This window comes from Pilimelia columellifera subsp. columellifera (assembly GCF_039532605.1).
GTDB lineage: Bacteria > Actinomycetota > Actinomycetes > Mycobacteriales > Micromonosporaceae > Pilimelia > Pilimelia columellifera.
Genome location: NZ_BAAARY010000001.1, coordinates 385691 through 403999 on the forward strand (window position 1 = coordinate 385691; position 18309 = coordinate 403999).

Sequence of the window (18309 nt, forward strand, 5' to 3'; positions counted from 1 at the left end):
GTGATCCGCAGTGGCTGGTGGCGCCGCGTCGACCGGGCCGGAGGCGGCCTGTGGGCTGACCTGTCGCTGTACGGGGCGGGCGCGGTCTTCGCCCTGGTCACCGCGGCGGCGTCCACCCTCGCTCCGCACCAGGCGTGGGGCCGGATAGCGGCCCCGGTGTACGCGGTCGCCGCAGCGTGCGTGGTGGTCCAACTGGCCAGGCGCGGACCATGGTCCGCGCCGCCGGCCCGGGCGGCGCTGGCGGCGTTGACCTGGATCGGCACGACGCTGGTCCCGCTGGTGGCGCAGGCGGTTCAGCGGTCGGCGGGGAACCCGGCCCGGGCCCAGGAGGAGGTCCCGGTCGTCGAGGACGGTGGCCGCCGCCTCGTCGAGACCGGGACGCCGTACCTGTCCCAGGACGTCATCGCGGGCCTCCCGCCGGTCGAGTGGCTGGTCAGCTACCTGCCGTACCAACCGGGAATGGCGCTGTTCGGACTGCCGCGCGCCGTGGCCGGCGACCTCTGGTGGAGCGATGCCCGGATCTCGTTCCTGCTGGTCACCGCCATCGCGGTCGGCGCCGCGCTGTGGCTGCTACGGGAGGCGCCCGCCACGACGCTGGTCCGGGCCGGTCAGGCGGTGGCGGCGTTGCCGATCTGCGCGCTGACCCTGGCCACCGGCGGCGATGACCTTCCGGTGCTGGGACTGTGTCTGCTGGCCATGGCGCTGCTGGCCACCGGTCGGGTGACGGCCGCCGGGCTGGCGATCGGGGTGGCCGGGTCGCTGAAGCTGCTGGCAGCGCCGGTGATCGTGGTGCTGGCGGTCACCGTCATGGCGCGCCACCGGGCCCGGCTCTGGCGGTTCCTCGCCGGCGCGGTGCTCCTACCCGCTTTCGTCATCGTGCCCGCGCTGGTCGTCGATGCCGGCGCCCTGGTCGACAACGTGATCCGCTTCCCGTCCGGCGACGGTCTGGTCACCAGCCCGGCCCGCTCGCCGCTGCCCGGGCACCTCATCGCCAGCGCTGTCCCGGGGGGTCGGGCGCTCGCCGTCGCGGCCCTGGGCGTCGCCGCCGTGTCCATCGCGGCGCTGCTGTGGCGGCGGCCGCCGCGGGACGCCGCGCAGGCGGCGGCCGTCTGCGCCTGGGGGCTGCTCGCGGCGATCGTGCTGATGCCGGCGACCCGCTTCGGCTACCTGCTCTATCCGGCCGTCCTGGCGTTGTGGGTTCCGGCCCTGGCCGGGGCGGCCTGTCGCGTGACGCCGCCCGGAGGGCGGCCCGCCTCGGCGGCACTGGCGCGATGACGCGTCCGCCGCTGGCGCTGGTCGTGGCTGTCGCCGCCGGCGGCGCGGTCGGCGCGTTGGCCCGTTACGGCGTTTCGGTGGCGGCGCCGGGTCCGTGGGGCACTCTCGGTGTCAACGTGGCCGGTTGCCTGGCGATCGGTGGGCTGCTCCAGTGGCTCGCCGACCATCCGACGTCGTCGTGGTCGCACCGTCTCGCCCGGCCCGCGCTGGGCGTCGGGCTGCTCGGCGGCTTCACCACCTTCTCCACCTACGCGGTGGAGTCGGTGGCGCTGGCCCGGTCCGGGCAGGCGCCGGCGGCGGTGGCGCATCTGCTGGGCACCGCGGTGGCCGCGGTGGTGGCGGTCTGGGCGGGCGCGGCGCTGGCCAGGGCGGGGCGGCCGTGACGTTCATGCTGGTGGCGCTGGGCGGGGCGGTCGGGGCGACGGTCCGCTATCTGGTCGACCAATGGCTACAGGCCGACCGGCCGGTCTGGCTGCCGTGGGGGACGCTGACGGTGAACGTCGCCGGCTCTGGCGTGCTGGGCGCGCTCAGCGGAGTCAGCGCCGCCAGGCCGGGCTGGGTCTGGCCGCTGGTCGCGGTCGGTTGGTGCGGAGCGCTCACCACATACTCGACATTCGGGTTCGAGACGTTGCGCCTGGCCAGACAGGGACGGCTGCTGGCCGCGGTGGCGAACGTGACGCTCAGCCTGGTTCTCGGCGTCAGCGCGGCCGCCGTGGGCTGGTTCCTGGCTTCCTGACTTCGGCGACGGGGAGTTCCCGAATCAGAGTGCCATGTCGACGAAGCGGGACAGGTGCAGCTGCGCCGCCACGGTGATCGTGTCAGTGGGTCCGTTTCGGTGCTTGGCCACGATGAAGTCCGCCTCGCCGGCCCGCGGCGACTCCTTGTCGTAGTAGTCGTCACGGTGCAGCAGGATGACGACGTCAGCGTCCTGCTCGATCGAGTTATGGGCGACGACCCCGTCGGCGATGAAGTTGTGCAGCCCGAGCACCGTCGCGTCGTAGACGTCCTGCTCGCCGATCGGCTCGATCGCGACGACCGGATCCCAGAGCACGTCGTTCGTCGCGTGAATGTCCAGGTCCACGGCGTCCAGAACCTCGACGACCTGTGCCAGGGCGCCGCCGCTGGGAGCGGTCAGCAGCTCCCGCACCCGGTCCCAGGTGACAGCGGCCGGCGCCGCGTCGGCCGGGACGCTGGGTCGGCTCTCCAGAACGGCCCGTAGCGCGACGCACGCCGCCCGGTGGCCGCCATGACCGCCGATCTCCCGGACGAACCTGAGTTGGTCGTCCCGGCCGGAGATCTCCAACGTGGCGCCCGACCGGACCGTCGTGACCCGACCGACGATGCCGAACCGCAGCAGCAGCCTCGCCAGGTCGTCGGCACAGCGACGGCTGGCCGCCCCGTAACGGACCTCGCCGCCGCCGGCCGCCTGGTCGACCGTCACCGACCCGCCCTTGGCCCAGAGGCGCCGCAGGAACAACGCGACCTGCGCGCGGGCAAGACCGAACACCTCCGTCGGCACGCGACCGCCGGTCGTCTCAGCGGCCTGCGCCACCAGCCCGTCCGGGACGATCGTCGGTTCGGTCGGGGCCGGCACGTGCCGGGGCACGGCGATCCGCGACCCGGCGCCCAGCGTCGCCAACGCCCGCCACCCGTCCACGGTGAGGAATCGGTGGTTGGGGGTCGCCTCGACCTGACGTCCGGACGCCAGGCTCATCCGGAACACCGCCTTGCGTCCGCTCGGGAACGCGTGGCTCAACATTCGCGGCACGCAGCGCAGCGTCTCGTCCACCGCCCAGACCGGGATGTTCCGCGCGCCGGTCGCGACCAGCTCGCCAAGGGTGGTCTCGGCGCCGTTGTCGGCCCGCAGCAGCCGGGTCGACGCAGTCAGGCAGCCGGACTCACGGAGGTCGCTGAGCTGCGGACGCTTGTCGGTGCGTTGCTCCGGGCCACGGTTCAGCTGCGACACCGCGATGACCGGGCACTCGACCTCCTTGGCCAGCAGCTTGAGACCACGCGACAGCTCCGAGACCTCCTGCTGACGCGACTCCGTCTTCTTCGGCGACGTCATCAGCTGCAGGTAGTCGACCACGATGAGCTTGAGGTCGTGCCGCTGCTTGAGCCGCCGCGCCTTGGCCCTGATCTCCATGAGGTTCATGCTCGCGGTGTCGTCGACGAACAGCGGCGCCTCGCTGATCTCGCCCATCCGCCGGGCCAGTTTCGTCCAGTCGTCGTCGGAGAGCTGCCCGGAGCGCAGCACGTGCAGCGGCACCCGCGCCTCCGCCGACAGCAGTCGCATGACGATCTCTACCTTGCTCATCTCCAGCGAGAAGATGCAGCTGGCGAGGTTGTTCTTGAGCGAGGCGGAGCGGGCGAAGTCCATCGCCGCGGTGCTGTTGTGGGTCGGAATCATCGATCGTCCGGCCAGGTACAGGTGATCGGCGTTGGCGACGCTGACGCACCGCACCGGCACGCTGGGCACCGGCCGCACCTCGACGATGGTCCGGACGCCGGCCCCCCCGTCGGCCCGGCGGCGGCGCTGGTGCGTGAGCCTTTTGCGCTCCGACCGGAACACGTCGTGGACCGTAGCGAAACTCAGGACGAACGCGGACGTCGACACCGGGCGGCCCCCGGCCGGCGTCGTGTTCAGCGCGCAGCGGTACCCCAGGCCCACGACCAGCTCGTAGACGTCGTCCGCCAGTTCGGCGCAGGTCGTGCGGTACCGGACGTTCCCGGTCGGACCCACCTCCCCGTCGGCGTCGAGCAGTCCGGCGAGCAGGTCCCGGCGCTGGTCCTCGGCGGCGCGCAGGTAGGCGGCCGGGATCCGCCCGCCGCCCAGCAGCGAGCCCACGGCGTACGGCGGGACGGGCAGGTCGTCGCGGCGCGGCAACGCCAGCGGGGCTGCGGTGGGGATGCTGTGGTTGGGCTGGTGGTTCTGGTCGCGCAGCGTCCGCCGGATCTGGGCGGTGGTGCGGACCTGGACGACTGCGGCCCGCCTGGGTCGCCGCGACCGTGTCGACCAGCGGTGGTCCGCGTCCGCGACGATCACCGAACCGTCGGAGAACTCGACCGCGAAACAGGAACGGCCGTGCTGCGTCGCCGTCGCGGCGGTGACTTCGACCGGACGCCCGTCCGCGCCGATCAGCAGGTCCCCGACCCGCACCGCGCCCATCGTGGTCCAGCCGTCCGGGGTCGGCAACGGGGTGTCCAACGCCAGCGCCTTCCCGAGGCCTGGACGGCCGGCGACGATGACCAACTGCCCGGCGTGCAGGCCGTTGAGCAGGCGGTCCAGGTCGCTGAAGCCGGTGGGGACGCCGGTCATCATCCCGCCGGACGCGCCGACCGCCTCAATCTCGTCCAGGGTGGGTTGCAGCATGTCGGCCAGGACGGCGAAGTCCTCGCTGACCCGCTTCTCGGTGACGTCGTAGATGGCCTGCTGGGCCAGGTCGACGATGTCGTCGACATCGCGGCCGTTGTTGCCGTTGGCCCCGTATCCGAGCTGGGCGATCCGGGTGCCGGCCTCGACGAGGCGGCGCAGGATCGCCCGTTCCCCGACGATGCGCGCGTAGTAGGCGGCGTTCGCCGCGGTGGGGACGGCGGCGATGAGGGTGTGCAGGTAGGGGGCGCCACCGATGCGGGCCAGGTCGCCGGCGTCGGCCAGCGACGCGGCGACGGTGATCGCGTCGGCGGGCTCGCCGCGACCGTAGAGGTCCAGGACCGCGTCGAAGACGGTCGCGTGGTGGGGTCGGTAGAAGTCGCCGGGTTTGAGGATCTCGATGACGTCGGCGATGGCGTCCTTGGACAGCAGCATGCCCCCGAGGACGCACTGCTCGGCGGCCAGGTCCTGGGGCGGGGTGCGGTCGTAGCCGGAGTCGGCCGGTCGTCGGCCTTCAGGAATCACCGCTTCGGCACGGTTGCCGCCCGGCTCGTCCCGCCCCGGCGGGCGGCTGGACGGTCGACTCTCTGGTCGGGTCTCGTCGCTGACTGACACCGTGTCCTCCTCAGCCGGCCGGGCTCCAGGCGCGGGCGTCTGAGGCAGTCGCGTCAGACGTGGGGGCGAGTCGAGGACGCGCGTGACCAGGGGTGAGCCGGACCAGGGGTGAATCGCACGAACGCAGAGGCCGCGCGACCACGATAGGAGAGCGACGGCGCCACTGCCAGTCGGGCCCCCGGGCCCCTGTGGGAAAGCTGTGGAAACACGCCGACGAGCCTGTGGATAACCCTGTGCACAACGTGTGGACAAAGAGGTGAACCGCGCCCCACATAGTGGTGTTGACCTGCCGTTTCTTCATACACAGGCTGTGGATGAAGGAAACTTGGCCAGCCTGTGGATAACGTGTCCCCACGATCGGTGGCCGGCGGCTCGCTACCGGCGGCGGTCCGGGCGGACTACGCTTCCCCTCACAGCCAGCGCACCCTGGTTCCTGGCTGTCCAGCCCATTGTCAGATCATCACGAAAGCGAAACGATCCCCTGGTGAGCTACCGAGACTGGGAGGAGGGCCCGTACGCGCGACCGGCCCACCGTTCCGATGACGGCTGGCTCCGCGGTGGCGGCCCGTACTCCACGGATGCGGACAGCACGGACGGCTGGCGACCAACCCGCCGTCCCGGTGACGACAGCTACCGATCGGGCGAGAGTTGGAGCGGCCCGAGCTCAGCTCCCGCCTGGGACGGGCCTGCGCGCCGCGCTCTCTCCGGCCGCGACGAGGACACCGCGTACGTCGGCGAGGTCCTGCCGGCGGTACGCCGCGGCAGCGACGACGGTTGGAGCGGCGGCTTCCGTCCGTCGTCGACCTCCGGCTACCGGGACCCGGCACGCCACGGCGCCGCCGCCTACCAGAGCGACGCCCCTCGCGACGGCGCGCGCGGGCCCTACCGCGCCGACGACTCCTACGACTCCGGCGGCCCCTACGTGACCCCGGAGTCGTACCGGGGCTCGACGCCCCGGCAGGGCGCTGCCCCGTACCAGGCGAGCCCCACGGGTTACCAGTCGGGCGCCCTCGCCGACCCGTACCAGCCGTCCTGGGAGCGTGCGGCGTCGCCACACCCGTGGTCGGACACCGGCGGCCATCGCGCAGCCGAGGACACCTCCACCAGCTACCGCCACCGCGGCCCGAGCCTCGACACCCCGCCCTACCAGGACCGGGGCTACCTGTCCGAGTCGGTTGGTCGAGGCCGTAGCGACGACCACGGCACGCCCGCCGGCTATGCCGAGCCCGGCCACTACACTCCCCGACGCGCCGCGTACGACGATCCCGACCAGCGTGGCGGCCGGTCAACCGACGACTCCGGCGGATACCGTCCGCGCCGGGCCCTCCGCGAAGAGGCCCAGGCGCCGCCGGACCCCGGCTACCGTCCACGGCGCTACAGCGACTCGCCCGACGACTCCCGCGCGTCTGCCTCTTACGGCTCCCGCAACGTGCGGCCGGACGATGGCGGCGGCGGCCCCTACCACTACGGGGTTTCGGACACTGGACCGCTCGCCGAACCGCCCCGGCGGCGTTATCTCCCCGACGACCCGCCTGCCTCGTTTCCCGGGCAGCGGCAGTCGCCTCAGCCAGCGGCTGACTGGCGCACGCCCCCGGTTGATCCGCCGCGGGAGGAGTACCAGCCTCGCCGCCGGCGCCGTGAGGAGCCCGCCCGACCGCCCGAGCCGCCGCCGACGTACCGAGGGTCCTTCCCGCCGCCGGGCCAACGTGCCATCGGCGGCTCGCCCGCGCCCGCGTCCGCTCCCTCCGACGCCCCGACCCGCCGACGTGGACTCCCGGCGCCCCGTGACGGAGACGCCGCTCCGCCTCGTGGCCGCGGCGTTGATCCCACCCGCGGGGCCGGTGGGTACCGCGGCTCGGCCAGCTACGCTCCGGCAACGGACCGACGCGCCGAAGCCCCCGCCGAGCCGCCGTCCCGACGCCCCGACTACCGGCGTGACGCCGGGAGGGCGCGGTCCGCCGCCGCTTCGCCGTCCTACCGTCAGGATGCGGAACGCCGTGCCTCGATGCCCTCGACCCAGAGTCGGATCCGGGCGTACGAGCCGACGGACGAAGCCGCGGCTGAGTCGCCCGGATGGCTGGGTAACTACGGCGCCGCCGTGGCCTACACGGTGATGTGGTTCGCGGTTCCCGTGATCGCCTGGGTGCTGTGGAGCCTCACGCTGGGGCCGGAGGCCCAGGCGAGCTGCGTCAACGGCGCCCGGTGCGCCTCGCAACAGGCAGCGGCGTTGGCCACGCTGGCGGCCAGCCTGCCGAAGATGCTGGGCGTGCTCGTGCTCAGCGCAGGGGTCGCAGTGGTTTTGCGGAAGGTCAGCAGCTCGTGGAAGTCACGGACCGTAGGCTTCGCCGCCGCGGTGGTGGGCGGCGGGCTGGCGACGGTCGCCGTCTCCGTCATCACGGGCCAGCCCCTCGGCTGACGCGGCCGGCCGCCATTGTCCGACTTCGCCCGCTCAGTAATCCCCGTTGCTCACCAGACAGACAGCGGCCGTGTGGAACGGATCCGTTCCACACGGCCGCTGTTCGGCGCTGGTTACTTGGACTTGGTGACGTCCAACGTGAACTTCGCGGTCACCTCGGGGTGCAGCTTGACCGAGACCTGGTAGTTGCCGAGAGATTTGATCGCCCCGGGCATCTCCAGCCGTCGACGGTCGAGCGTCGGGCCGCCAGCGGCGGTGACGGCCTCGACGACCTCGGCAGCGGTGATCGAGCCGAACAGACGACCGCCGTCACCGGCGCGCGCCTTCATGCCGACCCTGAGGTTCTCAAGCTGGCCCCTGACCTCGGTAGCCTGGCCGAGGTCACGGATCTCGCGGCTCTCACGGGCCCGCTTGATAACCGTGACCTGCTTCTCAGCTCCCTTGCTCCACGGCATCGCGAAGCCCTGGGGCAGGAGGTAGTTACGGCCGTAGCCGTTCTTGACCTCGACAACGTCGCCGGGAGTGCCGAGCCCGGACACCTCGTGGGTGAGGATGATCTTCATGTCCGTGCCCCCTCTCAGCGAGCCGTGGTCGTGTACGGCAGGAGCGCCATCTCGCGGGCGTTCTTGACCGCGCTGGCGATCTGACGCTGCTGCTGGCAGGTCACCCCGGTGACCCGGCGGGCACGGATCTTGCCCCGGTCGGAGATGAACTTGCGCAGCAGCGCGGTGTCCTTGTAATCGATGTAGGTGATCCCCTCTTTGTCGAGCGGGTTCACCTTCTTCTTGGGCTTGCGCAGAGCCGCAGCCTTAGCCATGTCGTTTCCTCAGTCGTCTAGAACGGTGGCTCATCGTCAAAGTTTCCACCGGATCCACCGGCTGGTTTGCCGGCTGGCGCGGCGGTCGCCCAGGGGTCGTCGAAGTTTCCTCCGCCGCCGCCCTGGTTGCCACCGCCGGAGGCGCCGAACCCACCGCCACCGGAGCGCGACATCTTCTGCACCTTCGCCGTGGCGTACCGCAGCGACGGGCCGATCTCGTCGACCTCCAGCTCGATGACGGTGCGCTTCTCACCCTCGCGCGTCTCGTACGACCGCTGGCGCAGCCGGCCGGTGACGATGACGCGGGAGCCCCGCTGGAGGGACTCGGCGACGTTCTCCGCTGCCTGGCGCCAGATGTTGCACGCCAGGAACAGCGGTTCGCCGTCCTTCCACTCGCCGGACGCCTTGTCGAGGAACCGGGGCGTCGAAGCGATCCGGAACTTGGCGACCGCGGCCCCGGAGGGGGTGAAGCGCAGCTCAGGGTCGTCGGTCAGATTGCCGACGACCGTGATGGTGGTGTCTCCTGCCATTGCCAACTCCTCAGCACGCTCAGCTCGTTGCTCGACCACCGTTGCACGACGGTCTGACATGAGGCTGATGCTGGTCCGGGGGAGCCGGGCGTCGCGTCAGCGAACGTCCGGCCGGATCACCTTGGTGCGCAGGACGGACTCGTTCAGACGAAGCTGACGGTCCAGCTCGGCGACGGCCTCGGGCGAAGCCTGAAGGTCGATGACGGCGTAGATGCCCTCGGCCTTCTTGTTGATCTCGAACGAGAGCCGGCGACGGCCCCACACATCGAGTTTCTCCACCGAGCCACCCGCGGTGCGGATGACGTTGAGGTACGTGTCCAGCGACGGGGCGACAGTGCGCTCCTCCAGGCTGGGGTCGAGGATCACCATGATCTCGTAGTGACGCAAGACGTACTCACCTCCTCTGGGCTAGTGGCCGCGGCACCTCCGCGGCAGGAGGTCTGGCGTCTGTCCGCCGCACATGAAGCGACGAACCGAGTAAGGATACCGGGGGCCCGGCGCCTACCGCGGGCAGGGCAGTCGCGGCCGGCGACGCCGCTGGCAATGGACGGCGCGCAGTAGGACCGCGGGGCGCTTGGTCCGCATTCCTAGGGTGGGACCTGGGGAGGAACGACCACACCGACGAGCGTGGACACCGCGCCCCGCGGAGACGACAGCGGTCATCGGGAATCGGCGGGACGTGCTCCACGGAACGGAAGCGTCGGCACGAACATCCGATAAGCACCTTTACATGCTACTTGTCCTAGTTGACCGCTGAGCGAGAATAGCACGAATCGCCCCGGTCAGAACCCCTGAGATGCAGATCAGGGCCAGCAGCCCCAGAAGAGTGATCGGCCCGCGGTCAACCACCGGATCCACCGCCGCCATGGCCTCGGCCGGTGGGTTGTTCGGCAGAGTCCGACCAGCCCGGGTCAGCGCGTCACCCATCGGCACGTCCACCGCAGCTCCTCCCGATCCCGCGCCGCCCCCGTTGGACGGTCGCGGACCGCCCACGGGCGCGCGCCCGTCGACAACCTCCGGATTGTCCACGGCGACAGGCGCCGTGTCACCCGCCGTCGGGGCCGGCGACTGCGGCGTGGCGCCCGGCCTGACAGGGCCGCCTCCCGGCGGAGCCGGCGCCGTGCCCTCCGGAGGCGCGCTCCCGGTCGGCCGTGGCGCCGGTGGCTCCACCACCTGCACCCGGACAGTGGCCTGGCTGGTGACCACACAGTGCGGCTTCAGCGACAGCTCGACCGGTCCATGGTGGAACAGCACCTCCGCCACTGCCCGCTTGGCGACCTCGCCGAACGGCTCCCCGTCCAGCAGGAGGGTGGCCCGGTGCCCCGTCCGGTTCCGCACCCGCAGCGTCGTCTCGGCCTGGATGACGACGGTCTCGGTGTCGACGGTCGAGGCGCACCGCAGGCCGAGCAGACTCCCGCCGTTGAAGGTGACGACCCGGCCACCAAGGCCGACCTCGGTCGCGGCGGCCGGGCCGGCTGCGAGGACGAGAAGCACCCCGGCCAGCGACCCGACCGTCGAACGGCCCACCTGACGACGTAACGCGATCCGTGCCACGATCCCACTCCCCAGCTCTGCCTTCTCGTGGAACACCAGCAAGCTGTGCAACGACACGCGTCACTTGCGAGTGACGTGAGAGGGCGTCCGACCGCCCCGGAAAGAAGGGACTTTCTCCGTCGAGCATGGACAAAACACCGGGTTTGGGTACTCCGTCAGTGGGACGCCGTAGGCTCCCAGGCATGCGCATCGGAGCCCATGTCGATTCCGCCGACCCGCTCGCCGAGGCCGCCGCCCGCGGCGCCGACGCGGTCCAGTTCTTCCTGTCCGACCCACAGGGCTGGAAAGCCCCGACGGCCAGGGCCGACGCGGCCGCGCTCACGACCTCCGACGTGGCGATCTACATCCATGCGCCGTACGTGCTCAACGTAGCCACCACCAACAACCGGATCCGGATTCCCAGCCGCAAGCTCATGGTCAGCCACGCCCGGGCGGCCGCCGCCGTTGGCGCCGCCGGGCTCATCGTGCACGGTGGACATGTGAACAAGGGCGACGACCTCGCGGTCGGTTTCGACAACTGGCGCAAGACGTTCGCGTACGCCGCCGACAACGGCGGTCTCGATACGCCCATCCTCATCGAGAACACCGCCGGTGGCGACAACGCCTGCGCCCGGCGGCTCGACGCCCTGGCCCGCCTCTGGGACGCCATCGGCGATCACGAGGTGGGCTTCTGCCTCGACACCTGCCACGCCCACGCCGGCGGGGAGGAGCTGCTCGGGCTGGTCGACCGCGTCAAAGCCATCACTGGCCGGATCGACCTCGTCCACGCCAACAACTCGAAAGACCCGTTCGACTCCGGCCGGGACCGCCACGACAACCTCGCCGCCGGCGTCATCGACCCCGAGGTGCTGGCCGCCGTGATCGCCGCCGCGGGCGCCCCCGCGATCGTCGAGACGCCGGGCGGCGTCGACGGCCAGGCCACCGACATCGCGTACCTGCGCGGAAAGCTCGGCGGCTGATGGCCGACGACACCCCCGACGGACCCCCGGCTGGACCGGTAACGCCCGTGTCTGGCCCTGCCGACCCCAGCGCGAGCGACCCGTTCGCCAGGTTCGCTCCGGCCGCTCCGCAGCCGCCCAACCGCCTCGCCCGGGCCGGCCGCGCCGCCTGGCGGGTGCTCCGACACGAGTGGACCCTGGCCGCGCTCACCAGCCTGGCGCTCGCCGCGCTGATGACCTGGCCGACGTTGCGTCGACCGATGACCACCATCCCCGAGGACGCCATCGACCCGTCCCTACAGGCATGGCAGATGGCCTGGTCGGGCCACGCGCTCAAGACGGATCTGGGCAGCCTGTGGCACGCCAACGGCTTCTACCCCGAGCCGTACAGCTTCGCGTTCTCCGACACCCTGCTCGGCTACGCCCCGGCTGGCCTGGTCGGCGACGGCTCAGTGGCCGCCGTGATGCGCTACAACATCATGTACGTGCTGGCGCACGCACTGGCGTTCCTCGGCGCGTACGCCCTGATCAGGCAACTCGGCGCGGGGCGTGTCGGCGCCGCGATCGCCGGCCTGGCCTGTGGGTTCGCCCCCTGGCGGCTGTCCCAGGCCGGACACCTGCATGTGCTCTCCAGCGGTGGGATCGCCCTCGCGCTCGCGATGCTCGCCCGCGGCCACGGCTGGTCGTTGCGGCACGGTTACCGCCCCGAGCGCCGCCGGCCAGGTTGGGTCCTCGCCGGCTGGCTGGTGGCGGCCTGGCAGCTCAGCCTCGGCTTCGGCATCGGCCTCGGCTTCGCCTACGCGCTCGCCCTCATCGCTGTGGTCGCCGCGGTCTGGTGGACGGTGAGCCGGCTGCGTCGGGGCGCCGCGGCGATGCCGTTCGGCTGGCCGCTGCTCGCCGCCAACCTCGGCGGCGGCCTGGTCTTCGGCGCCGTCGGCGTTCTCATGGCGCTGCCGTACTACGAGGTCGCCGAACTTCACCCGTACGCCAAGCGCACCACCGGGCTGCTCGACATGTACTCACCGCCGCTGCTCGGTTTCGTCACCGCTCCCGAGCACTCCCTGATCTGGGGCCCGGACCACGCCGCGCTGCGGGAGCGGCTGGCCTGGGCGCCGGAGATGGCGCTGCTGCCCGGATTCACCCTGTACGCGCTGGCCCTCACCGGGCTTTTCTTCTCGGTGTGGACGCTGCGACAGCGCCTGTTCCTGGTCGCCGCCGTCCTCGGCACCGGCGCGCTGTCGATGGGCACCCAGTTCTTCGGCGGCGAGTACGGCTACCTGCTGCTCTTCGAGTACCTGCCCGGCTGGGAGGGGGTGCGCACCCCCGGCCGGCTGATGCTGTGGACGACCCTGCTGCTCACCGTGCTGGCCGCCGGCGCCGTCACCGAGATCCTCCGTCGAGCGGCGGCGCTCCGGCACGATCCGGGCACGGCCGGGCTCCATGGCTGGCTACGGCTCGCGACCATCGTGCCGGCCCTCCTGGTGCTCGCTGAGGGCCTGAACACCACGCCACACCCCACCGTCCCGACCGCGCCGGCGGCGCTACGGCAGACCGCCGGCCCGGCGATGGTCCTGCCCAGCGACTTCCGGATCGACAGCTACGTGCTGCTGTGGTCCACCGCCGGCTTCCCGAAGGTCGTCAACGGCAACAGCGGCTTCACGCCCAACAGCCTCGGCACTACCAGGAAGATCATGGAGACCTTCCCGGACCAGCTCAGCGTCGAGCACCTCCGCAAGATCGGCATTCGCTCGGTGGTCGTCCTGCGTGACGAGCTGCCGGGAACCCCGTGGGAACAGATCGCCGAACGGCCGGTCGACCAGCTAGGCGTGAGCCGGACTGAGGTCGACGGCGCGCTTGTCTTCACCGTCACCTGAGCGGTCGTCGGCGCCGTCGCGATCGGCGAGTTCGCCCTCGTCGGGATCCGTGCCGTCGTAGCTGGCCCGAACCGGATCACGCTCCGGCCGCATGATGTCCCGAGCCACCATGACACACAGGACTACCACGGCGCCCATCCGCAGGATCGACGCCAGGACGAAGACCCACTCCGGAAAGACCGTCTTCCCGCCGGCGCCCATGAGCTCGCCGTAGAACGCGGCGAAGTAGCACACCTCGGCGAGCTGCCAGGCCAAAAACGCCGTCCACCGTGGTCGCGCGAGCACCGCCAGCGGCAGCAGCCACAGCACGAACTGCTGCGACCACACCTTGTTGAAGATCAGGAACAGCGCGACGACGAGGAAGGCGACCTGCGCCAGGCGTGGTCGCTGTGGCGCCCGCAGCACCAGCACCAGCACCGCGGCCCAGGCGAAGGCGATGAGCACGTAGGTGAGGAGGTTCAGGGTCGGGATGTCAGCGCCGAGCCGCTTGAACAGCTCCAGCCCGTACTCGCCCGGGCCGGTGGGTAGATGCTCGCCGATGTACCACAGCGTGCCCCAGTCGACGCCGCGCTCGCGGTTGAGCCGTAGGAACTCCGACCAGCCGGTCTGGTTCAACCAGATCACCGGCAGGTTGACCGAGAGCCAGACGACGATTCCCATCGCCGTCGCCTCGATCGCCGGGGCCAGCCGACGGGCCCGTACCGCCAGGAACAGGATCGCGATGAACAGGAAGCCAGGCCACAGCTTCGCCGCGGTGCCCAACCCAAGCAGCAGCCCGGCGAGGAGCGGACGGCGCCTGGCCCAGGCGGCCAGGCCGCCGACGGCGAACACGATCGACAGCAGGTCCCAGTTGACGGTCCCGCTGATGAACAGGGCCGGAGCGAGCGCGAACATCGCCACGTCCCACGGGCGACGTCGCCGCATCCCCAGCAGCAGCGCGATGGTGACGACAGCCAGCACGCTGAGCACGAACGCGTTGACGTTGTAGAACCACATCCCCATGTTGATCTCGGGGTGGCTCTGGCCGTAGGCGTGGATCGGCAGACCGAGCAGGCCCATAAACGCCCCGGTCAGGACCGGGTACTCGACCGGATGGTCCAGGTAGGGGATTTTTCCCTCGTCCAGACCCTCGTTGAAAAACAACGCCAGCACATCGCTGTAGCAGAACCGGGTGTACTGGACATTGTTCGTCCATGCCCCGTCCATGCACGGCGTCTTCTGCACCCAGTGCAGCACCAACGTGAGGCAGCCGAGCGCGAGGACGATCCGCGCCGGAGTCCAGAACCGCCGGGGGGACGGGCCGCCTGGACCGGCGGCGTGCGCGCCGAGCGGACCTCCGATGGCCTCGACCAGCCCGCGGACGAACCCGTCCGTACGCCCCGGATCATCGACTGCCGTACGACGCGCCTTCATTCCCGACATCCTGCCGCATCACCGGCCGCCGCAGCGGAATTGGCGGGCCCGCCGCCGCGCCGCGCGTGGGCACGCGCCCCATCGCCCGTCCCGGGACCGCCTCAGCCGACGTTCCCGTTCCCGTTCCCGTTGCCATTCCCGCCGCCTCCGCCGCCTCCGCCGCCTCCGCCGGGGCCGGGGTCAGTGGGCTCGCCGGGGTTCGGCGCGGGCAGCGTCGGGAACGGCAGCTGCGGCGTTCCGGGGAACCCGGGCTGGTCATCGTCGTCGCCGTCGCCGGGGAAACAGAGCGGCGGGCAAGGGAGCGAAGGCAGGGTCGGACGGGGCGGCTCGATCCCGTCGCCCTTCTTGTCCGGGTTACCGATGTTGGTCGACGGCGGGAACTGCTCGAACGGCTGCCCGGACGACGCCTCGGTCATGAACGCCTTCCAGATCCGGGCGGGGAGCCCGGCGCCAATCATGTTTCCCCCGGTAGCCCGGTCCTTGATGGCGACCCGGGCGCTGTCATCGGTGCCGGCCCAGACCGCCGAGGCGAGTTTGGGCGTGTGGCCGACCATCCAGGCGTCGCCGTTGAGGTCCGGCTTGACGCTGCTGAGTTCCCAGGTGCCGGTCTTGCCGGCGACGTCCCGGCCGTCCTGGAGGCCGTTGCCGTCGTTCCGGGGCACCTGACGCAGGATCTGGTTGACTTCGTCGGCGACCTCGCGGTCGATGCGCTGTTCGGGCTTGAGACGCTCGCCGCCGACGATCTCCTCGAACTTGCCGGTGCTGAGGTTCTTCCGCTCGACCTTGAGCACGAAGTGCGCCTTGTTGTAGACCCCGCGGGCGGCGAAGGTCGCCATGCCGTTGGCGTGGTCGAGCACGGTGACCGGGTACTTGCCGTAGCCCACGTGGTAGTCGAAGAGCTTCCGCCCGGCGTACTCGGTCTCGTTCATGTTGGCGAGGTCACGGGGGCGCATGGTGCCGTCCCGCTCCTGGCTCCACATCGTCCTGATGCCGGCGCGCTTGGCCACATCGACGACCTTGTCCGGGCCGATCTTCTCGGCCACCCCGAAGAAGGGGACGTTGTACGACCGGACGGTCGACTCACGAAGGGTGCAGGCGTTGCTGCCCCGATCGCAGTTCGGACGGAGGGTGCCGGCGTTGGTAATGAGGTTACCGGCGTCGTCCTTGCGTGCGACGCCGCGCCAGAACGTGTTGGCGCTGTAGCCTTCCTGGAGCGCGGCGGCGAGGGTGTAGACCTTGAACGACGAGGCCGCCGGATGCCCGCCGATCGGGTTGCCGTTCTTGTCGAAGTTGAGCCCGGCGTAGTCGGTTTCTGCCCGGTTGGTGTTGGGGCCGCCGTAGTAGGCGACCACCCGGCCGGTGTCAGGGTCGACGGCGGCGAGTCCCACCTTCAGGTTCTTCTGCTGGCTCCTCAGGAAATCGCCCCTGGGGGCGGCCACCCGCTCGGCCGCCTTCTGCGCCTTGTGCTGCAGCGTGGTGGTGACTCGGAAGCCGCCCCGCTGGAGCGCCTGAAGGCAGCCGCCGACCTGGCAGAGGGGCTTCTTGGTCTTCGGATCGCGCATCTCGGACAGCTCACGCGTCACGTAGTTGACCACGATCCCGGACGGGGTCTGCAGCCCACACTCGACGCCACAGGCGCGGTCGTCGAACTCGACCACCTTGGGGTATTTGAGCGTGTTTCGCTGCTCGGGCGCCAGCCAGCCCTTCTGGACCATGCCGTCGAGGACGTAGCCCCAGCGCTCCTGGGCCGCCCCGGGGTTGAGCGTTGGGTCGTAACCCTTGTGCGTCTCGGACGACACCGGCTGCTTGATGACAGCGGCGAGCACGGCCGCCTCGGCCACGCTGATGCGGTTGACCGGCTTTTTGAAGTAGGACTGCGCGGCGGTCTCGATGCTGTAGGCGCCCCGACCGAAGTAGATCGTGTTGAGGTAGTACTCCATGATCGTGTCTTTGGGGAACTTGTCGTTGAGCTTCGACGCGAGGATCGCTTCCCGGGCCTTGCGGGCGTAGGAGATCTCCTTGGTCAGCTCCATCGCGTTCCGGGCGTACTGCTGGGTGATGGTGGAGGCGCCCTGCGTGCTGTCGGTGGTGAGGTTGCTCCAGGCCGCGCGCATGATGCCGACGTAGTCGATGCCGGAGTGCTCGTAGAACTTGCGGTCCTCGGCTGAGGCCACCGCCCGTTCGACATGGTCCGGGATCTGCTTGATCGTGGCGTAGCTGCGGTTCTCCTGCCCGACCTTGGCGATCTCGTTCTTGCTGTCGGAGTACATGAGGGTCGAGGTGAGCGCGAGGTTGTTGAAGTCCTTCGGCACGACCACGGTCGTCGAGTACCAGGTGACGCCCACCACGGTCGCGCCGAGCAGCATGCCGACGACCGAGACGATGCCGATGATCCAGTTGATCCGCCGTCGCCGGCTGTTGGGTTCGCCGCCGAGGCGACGGGCGGCGAGCAGGCTCTGCCCGCTGAGTTTGGTGAGACTGGCGAGTCCGCCGCCGCGGGCGCTTCCAGGGGCGCCGCCGGTCGGACGGCGGCCGACGCTGGCGCGGCCGGCCGGGACCCGCGCCGACGCCCGGGCCGGGCCGTTGGGGTCACCGCCGCGGTCGGCCGCGGGGACGCTCACCCGGGCGCTGGCCCGGGCGACAGCGCGCCCGCCGGCGCCCGGCGCGTAGTTGTTGGGGACGGCGGCGCGCCCGGCGGAGCCCTGCCTGGCGCCGCCGGAGTGGCCGCCGCCGTTTCCTGGCCATGGCTGAGGGTTCTCGGAGCCGTCCGGCCCCGATCTGAACCCGGAGTCACCATAGGAAGTCATTCGTCACACCCTGCCGTCGCGACGGCGCCGTCGCGCCGCGCTGATTGAGAAACCCGGCCGTAGCGTTCAGGCCGTTCATTGATATCTACGTCGATCCGCCGTGGCGAGTTCGATCCGGTCACACGCGTGCCCAGTAGATACTGCTCTATCAGATGATTCCAGCCGCAGCCGCGGCAGACTTCGACCAGGTAGACCTGAAATTCGTCGACCGTCGCGGCGAGCAGGGACAACTCGTCCGGTCGGCGCGCCTGCCCGGCCGACTGTCGAAGCGCCTCCCCATACGCGAATCGGACATATGTCAGGTTCTCGCGGCGGCAGACCGGGCAGCGGAGCTCAGTCTGTTCCCCGTGGAACCTTGCCGCGTTGCGCAGGTAGGGCGAGGAGTCGCAGATCTCGCCCATGGCGACCAGGCCGCGCTGGAAATCCCGCAGCACAGCCCGCTTGGTCAGCGAGTAGTCGACGACCGGCCGCTGCGTGGACATGCGTGAAGGGTACGCGGTCAGAGCACCCGACGCGATATTCGTGACGCTCTGCACGAGACAGGCAACCAGGGGTCACTACCGGCGTGAGCAGGGCCGCTAGTTGCGACATATCTCGACGCGCTCTACCGTGACGATGTATCGGCGCGATACATCGGCCCGCGAGCGTGGGCCGCCGCCGGCCAAGATCACTCCAGCTGTGTCGGAGATGAGCGACC

15 protein-coding genes are annotated in these 18309 nt (G+C 70.8%); 6 read left to right on the top strand and 9 right to left on the bottom strand.

Annotated features, from left to right (window positions below):
* The 3 genes from ABD287_RS01810 to crcB are packed head-to-tail and all read left to right on the top strand — an operon-like array spanning position 1 to position 2011.
* Complete coding sequence (locus ABD287_RS01810; protein ID WP_344167115.1) at positions 1-1275, top strand: glycosyltransferase 87 family protein; 1275 nt, start codon at positions 1-3, stop codon at positions 1273-1275.
* The gene (locus ABD287_RS01815; protein WP_344167117.1) at positions 1272-1658 is read left to right on the top strand and encodes a fluoride efflux transporter FluC; all 387 of its coding nucleotides are present in this window, start codon (positions 1272-1274) and stop codon (positions 1656-1658) included. Before ABD287_RS01810 ends, ABD287_RS01815 begins: the two co-directional genes overlap by 4 nt.
* Positions 1655-2011, top strand: a complete 357-nt coding sequence (gene crcB, locus ABD287_RS01820; protein WP_344167119.1) for a fluoride efflux transporter CrcB — start codon at positions 1655-1657, stop codon at positions 2009-2011. The genes ABD287_RS01815 and crcB overlap by 4 nt, the downstream gene beginning before the upstream one ends.
* 24 nt (positions 2012-2035) lie before the next feature.
* On the opposite strand, the gene dnaB is transcribed toward crcB, so the two are convergent.
* On the bottom strand, positions 2036-5173 hold the full coding sequence (gene dnaB, locus ABD287_RS01825) for a replicative DNA helicase (protein ID WP_344167737.1): 3138 nt from the start codon (positions 5171-5173) through the stop codon (positions 2036-2038).
* Between the two features lie 574 nt (positions 5174-5747).
* Between dnaB and ABD287_RS01830 the strand changes: the two genes are divergently transcribed.
* Entirely contained in the window at positions 5748-7679 is a 1932-nt protein-coding gene (locus ABD287_RS01830; protein WP_344167121.1) for a hypothetical protein, read from the top strand.
* A 113-nt stretch (positions 7680-7792) separates the two neighbouring features.
* On the opposite strand, the gene rplI is transcribed toward ABD287_RS01830, so the two are convergent.
* The 5 genes from rplI to ABD287_RS01855 all read right to left on the bottom strand — a co-directional run bounded on the left by rplI (position 7793) and on the right by ABD287_RS01855 (position 10637).
* Entirely contained in the window at positions 7793-8242 is a 450-nt protein-coding gene (rplI, locus tag ABD287_RS01835) for a 50S ribosomal protein L9 (protein ID WP_344167123.1), read from the bottom strand.
* 14 nt (positions 8243-8256) lie between these two features.
* Positions 8257-8496, bottom strand: a complete 240-nt coding sequence (gene rpsR, locus ABD287_RS01840; protein ID WP_344167125.1) for a 30S ribosomal protein S18 — start codon at positions 8494-8496, stop codon at positions 8257-8259.
* Positions 8497-8513: 17 nt separating this feature from the next.
* Positions 8514-9026 carry a single-stranded DNA-binding protein gene (locus ABD287_RS01845; protein WP_344167127.1) on the bottom strand — a complete coding sequence of 171 codons (513 nt, stop codon included), beginning with the start codon at positions 9024-9026 and terminating at the stop codon, positions 8514-8516.
* Positions 9027-9122: 96 nt separating this feature from the next.
* Positions 9123-9413: a 30S ribosomal protein S6 gene (gene rpsF, locus ABD287_RS01850; RefSeq protein WP_265253751.1), complete on the bottom strand. Its 291-nt coding sequence runs from the start codon at positions 9411-9413 to the stop codon at positions 9123-9125.
* A 339-nt stretch (positions 9414-9752) separates the two neighbouring features.
* The gene (locus ABD287_RS01855; RefSeq protein WP_344167131.1) at positions 9753-10637 is read right to left on the bottom strand and encodes a hypothetical protein; all 885 of its coding nucleotides are present in this window, start codon (positions 10635-10637) and stop codon (positions 9753-9755) included.
* Positions 10638-10762: 125 nt separating this feature from the next.
* Here ABD287_RS01855 and ABD287_RS01860 point away from each other — a divergent pair, with 125 nt between their 5' ends.
* Together ABD287_RS01860 and ABD287_RS01865 are read left to right on the top strand one after the other, a co-directional pair.
* Positions 10763-11539, top strand: coding sequence for a deoxyribonuclease IV (locus ABD287_RS01860; RefSeq protein ID WP_344167133.1), 777 nt, complete (start codon positions 10763-10765; stop codon positions 11537-11539).
* Positions 11539-13392, top strand: a complete 1854-nt coding sequence (locus ABD287_RS01865; RefSeq protein ID WP_425565464.1) for a hypothetical protein — start codon at positions 11539-11541, stop codon at positions 13390-13392. Before ABD287_RS01860 ends, ABD287_RS01865 begins: the two co-directional genes overlap by 1 nt.
* Here the strand turns inward: ABD287_RS01865 and ABD287_RS01870 are convergent.
* The 3 genes from ABD287_RS01870 to ABD287_RS01880 form a co-directional block, all read right to left on the bottom strand.
* Positions 13339-14805, bottom strand: a complete 1467-nt coding sequence (locus ABD287_RS01870; RefSeq protein WP_344167137.1) for a glycosyltransferase family 87 protein — start codon at positions 14803-14805, stop codon at positions 13339-13341. The two genes, ABD287_RS01865 and ABD287_RS01870, sit on opposite strands and share 54 nt — an antisense overlap.
* A 101-nt stretch (positions 14806-14906) precedes the next feature.
* Entirely contained in the window at positions 14907-17612 is a 2706-nt protein-coding gene (locus tag ABD287_RS01875; RefSeq protein ID WP_344167139.1) for a transglycosylase domain-containing protein, read from the bottom strand.
* Positions 17609-18094, bottom strand: coding sequence for a DUF5318 family protein (locus ABD287_RS01880; RefSeq protein ID WP_344167141.1), 486 nt, complete (start codon positions 18092-18094; stop codon positions 17609-17611). The genes ABD287_RS01875 and ABD287_RS01880 overlap by 4 nt, the downstream gene beginning before the upstream one ends.
* Positions 18095-18309 lie beyond the last annotated feature (215 nt).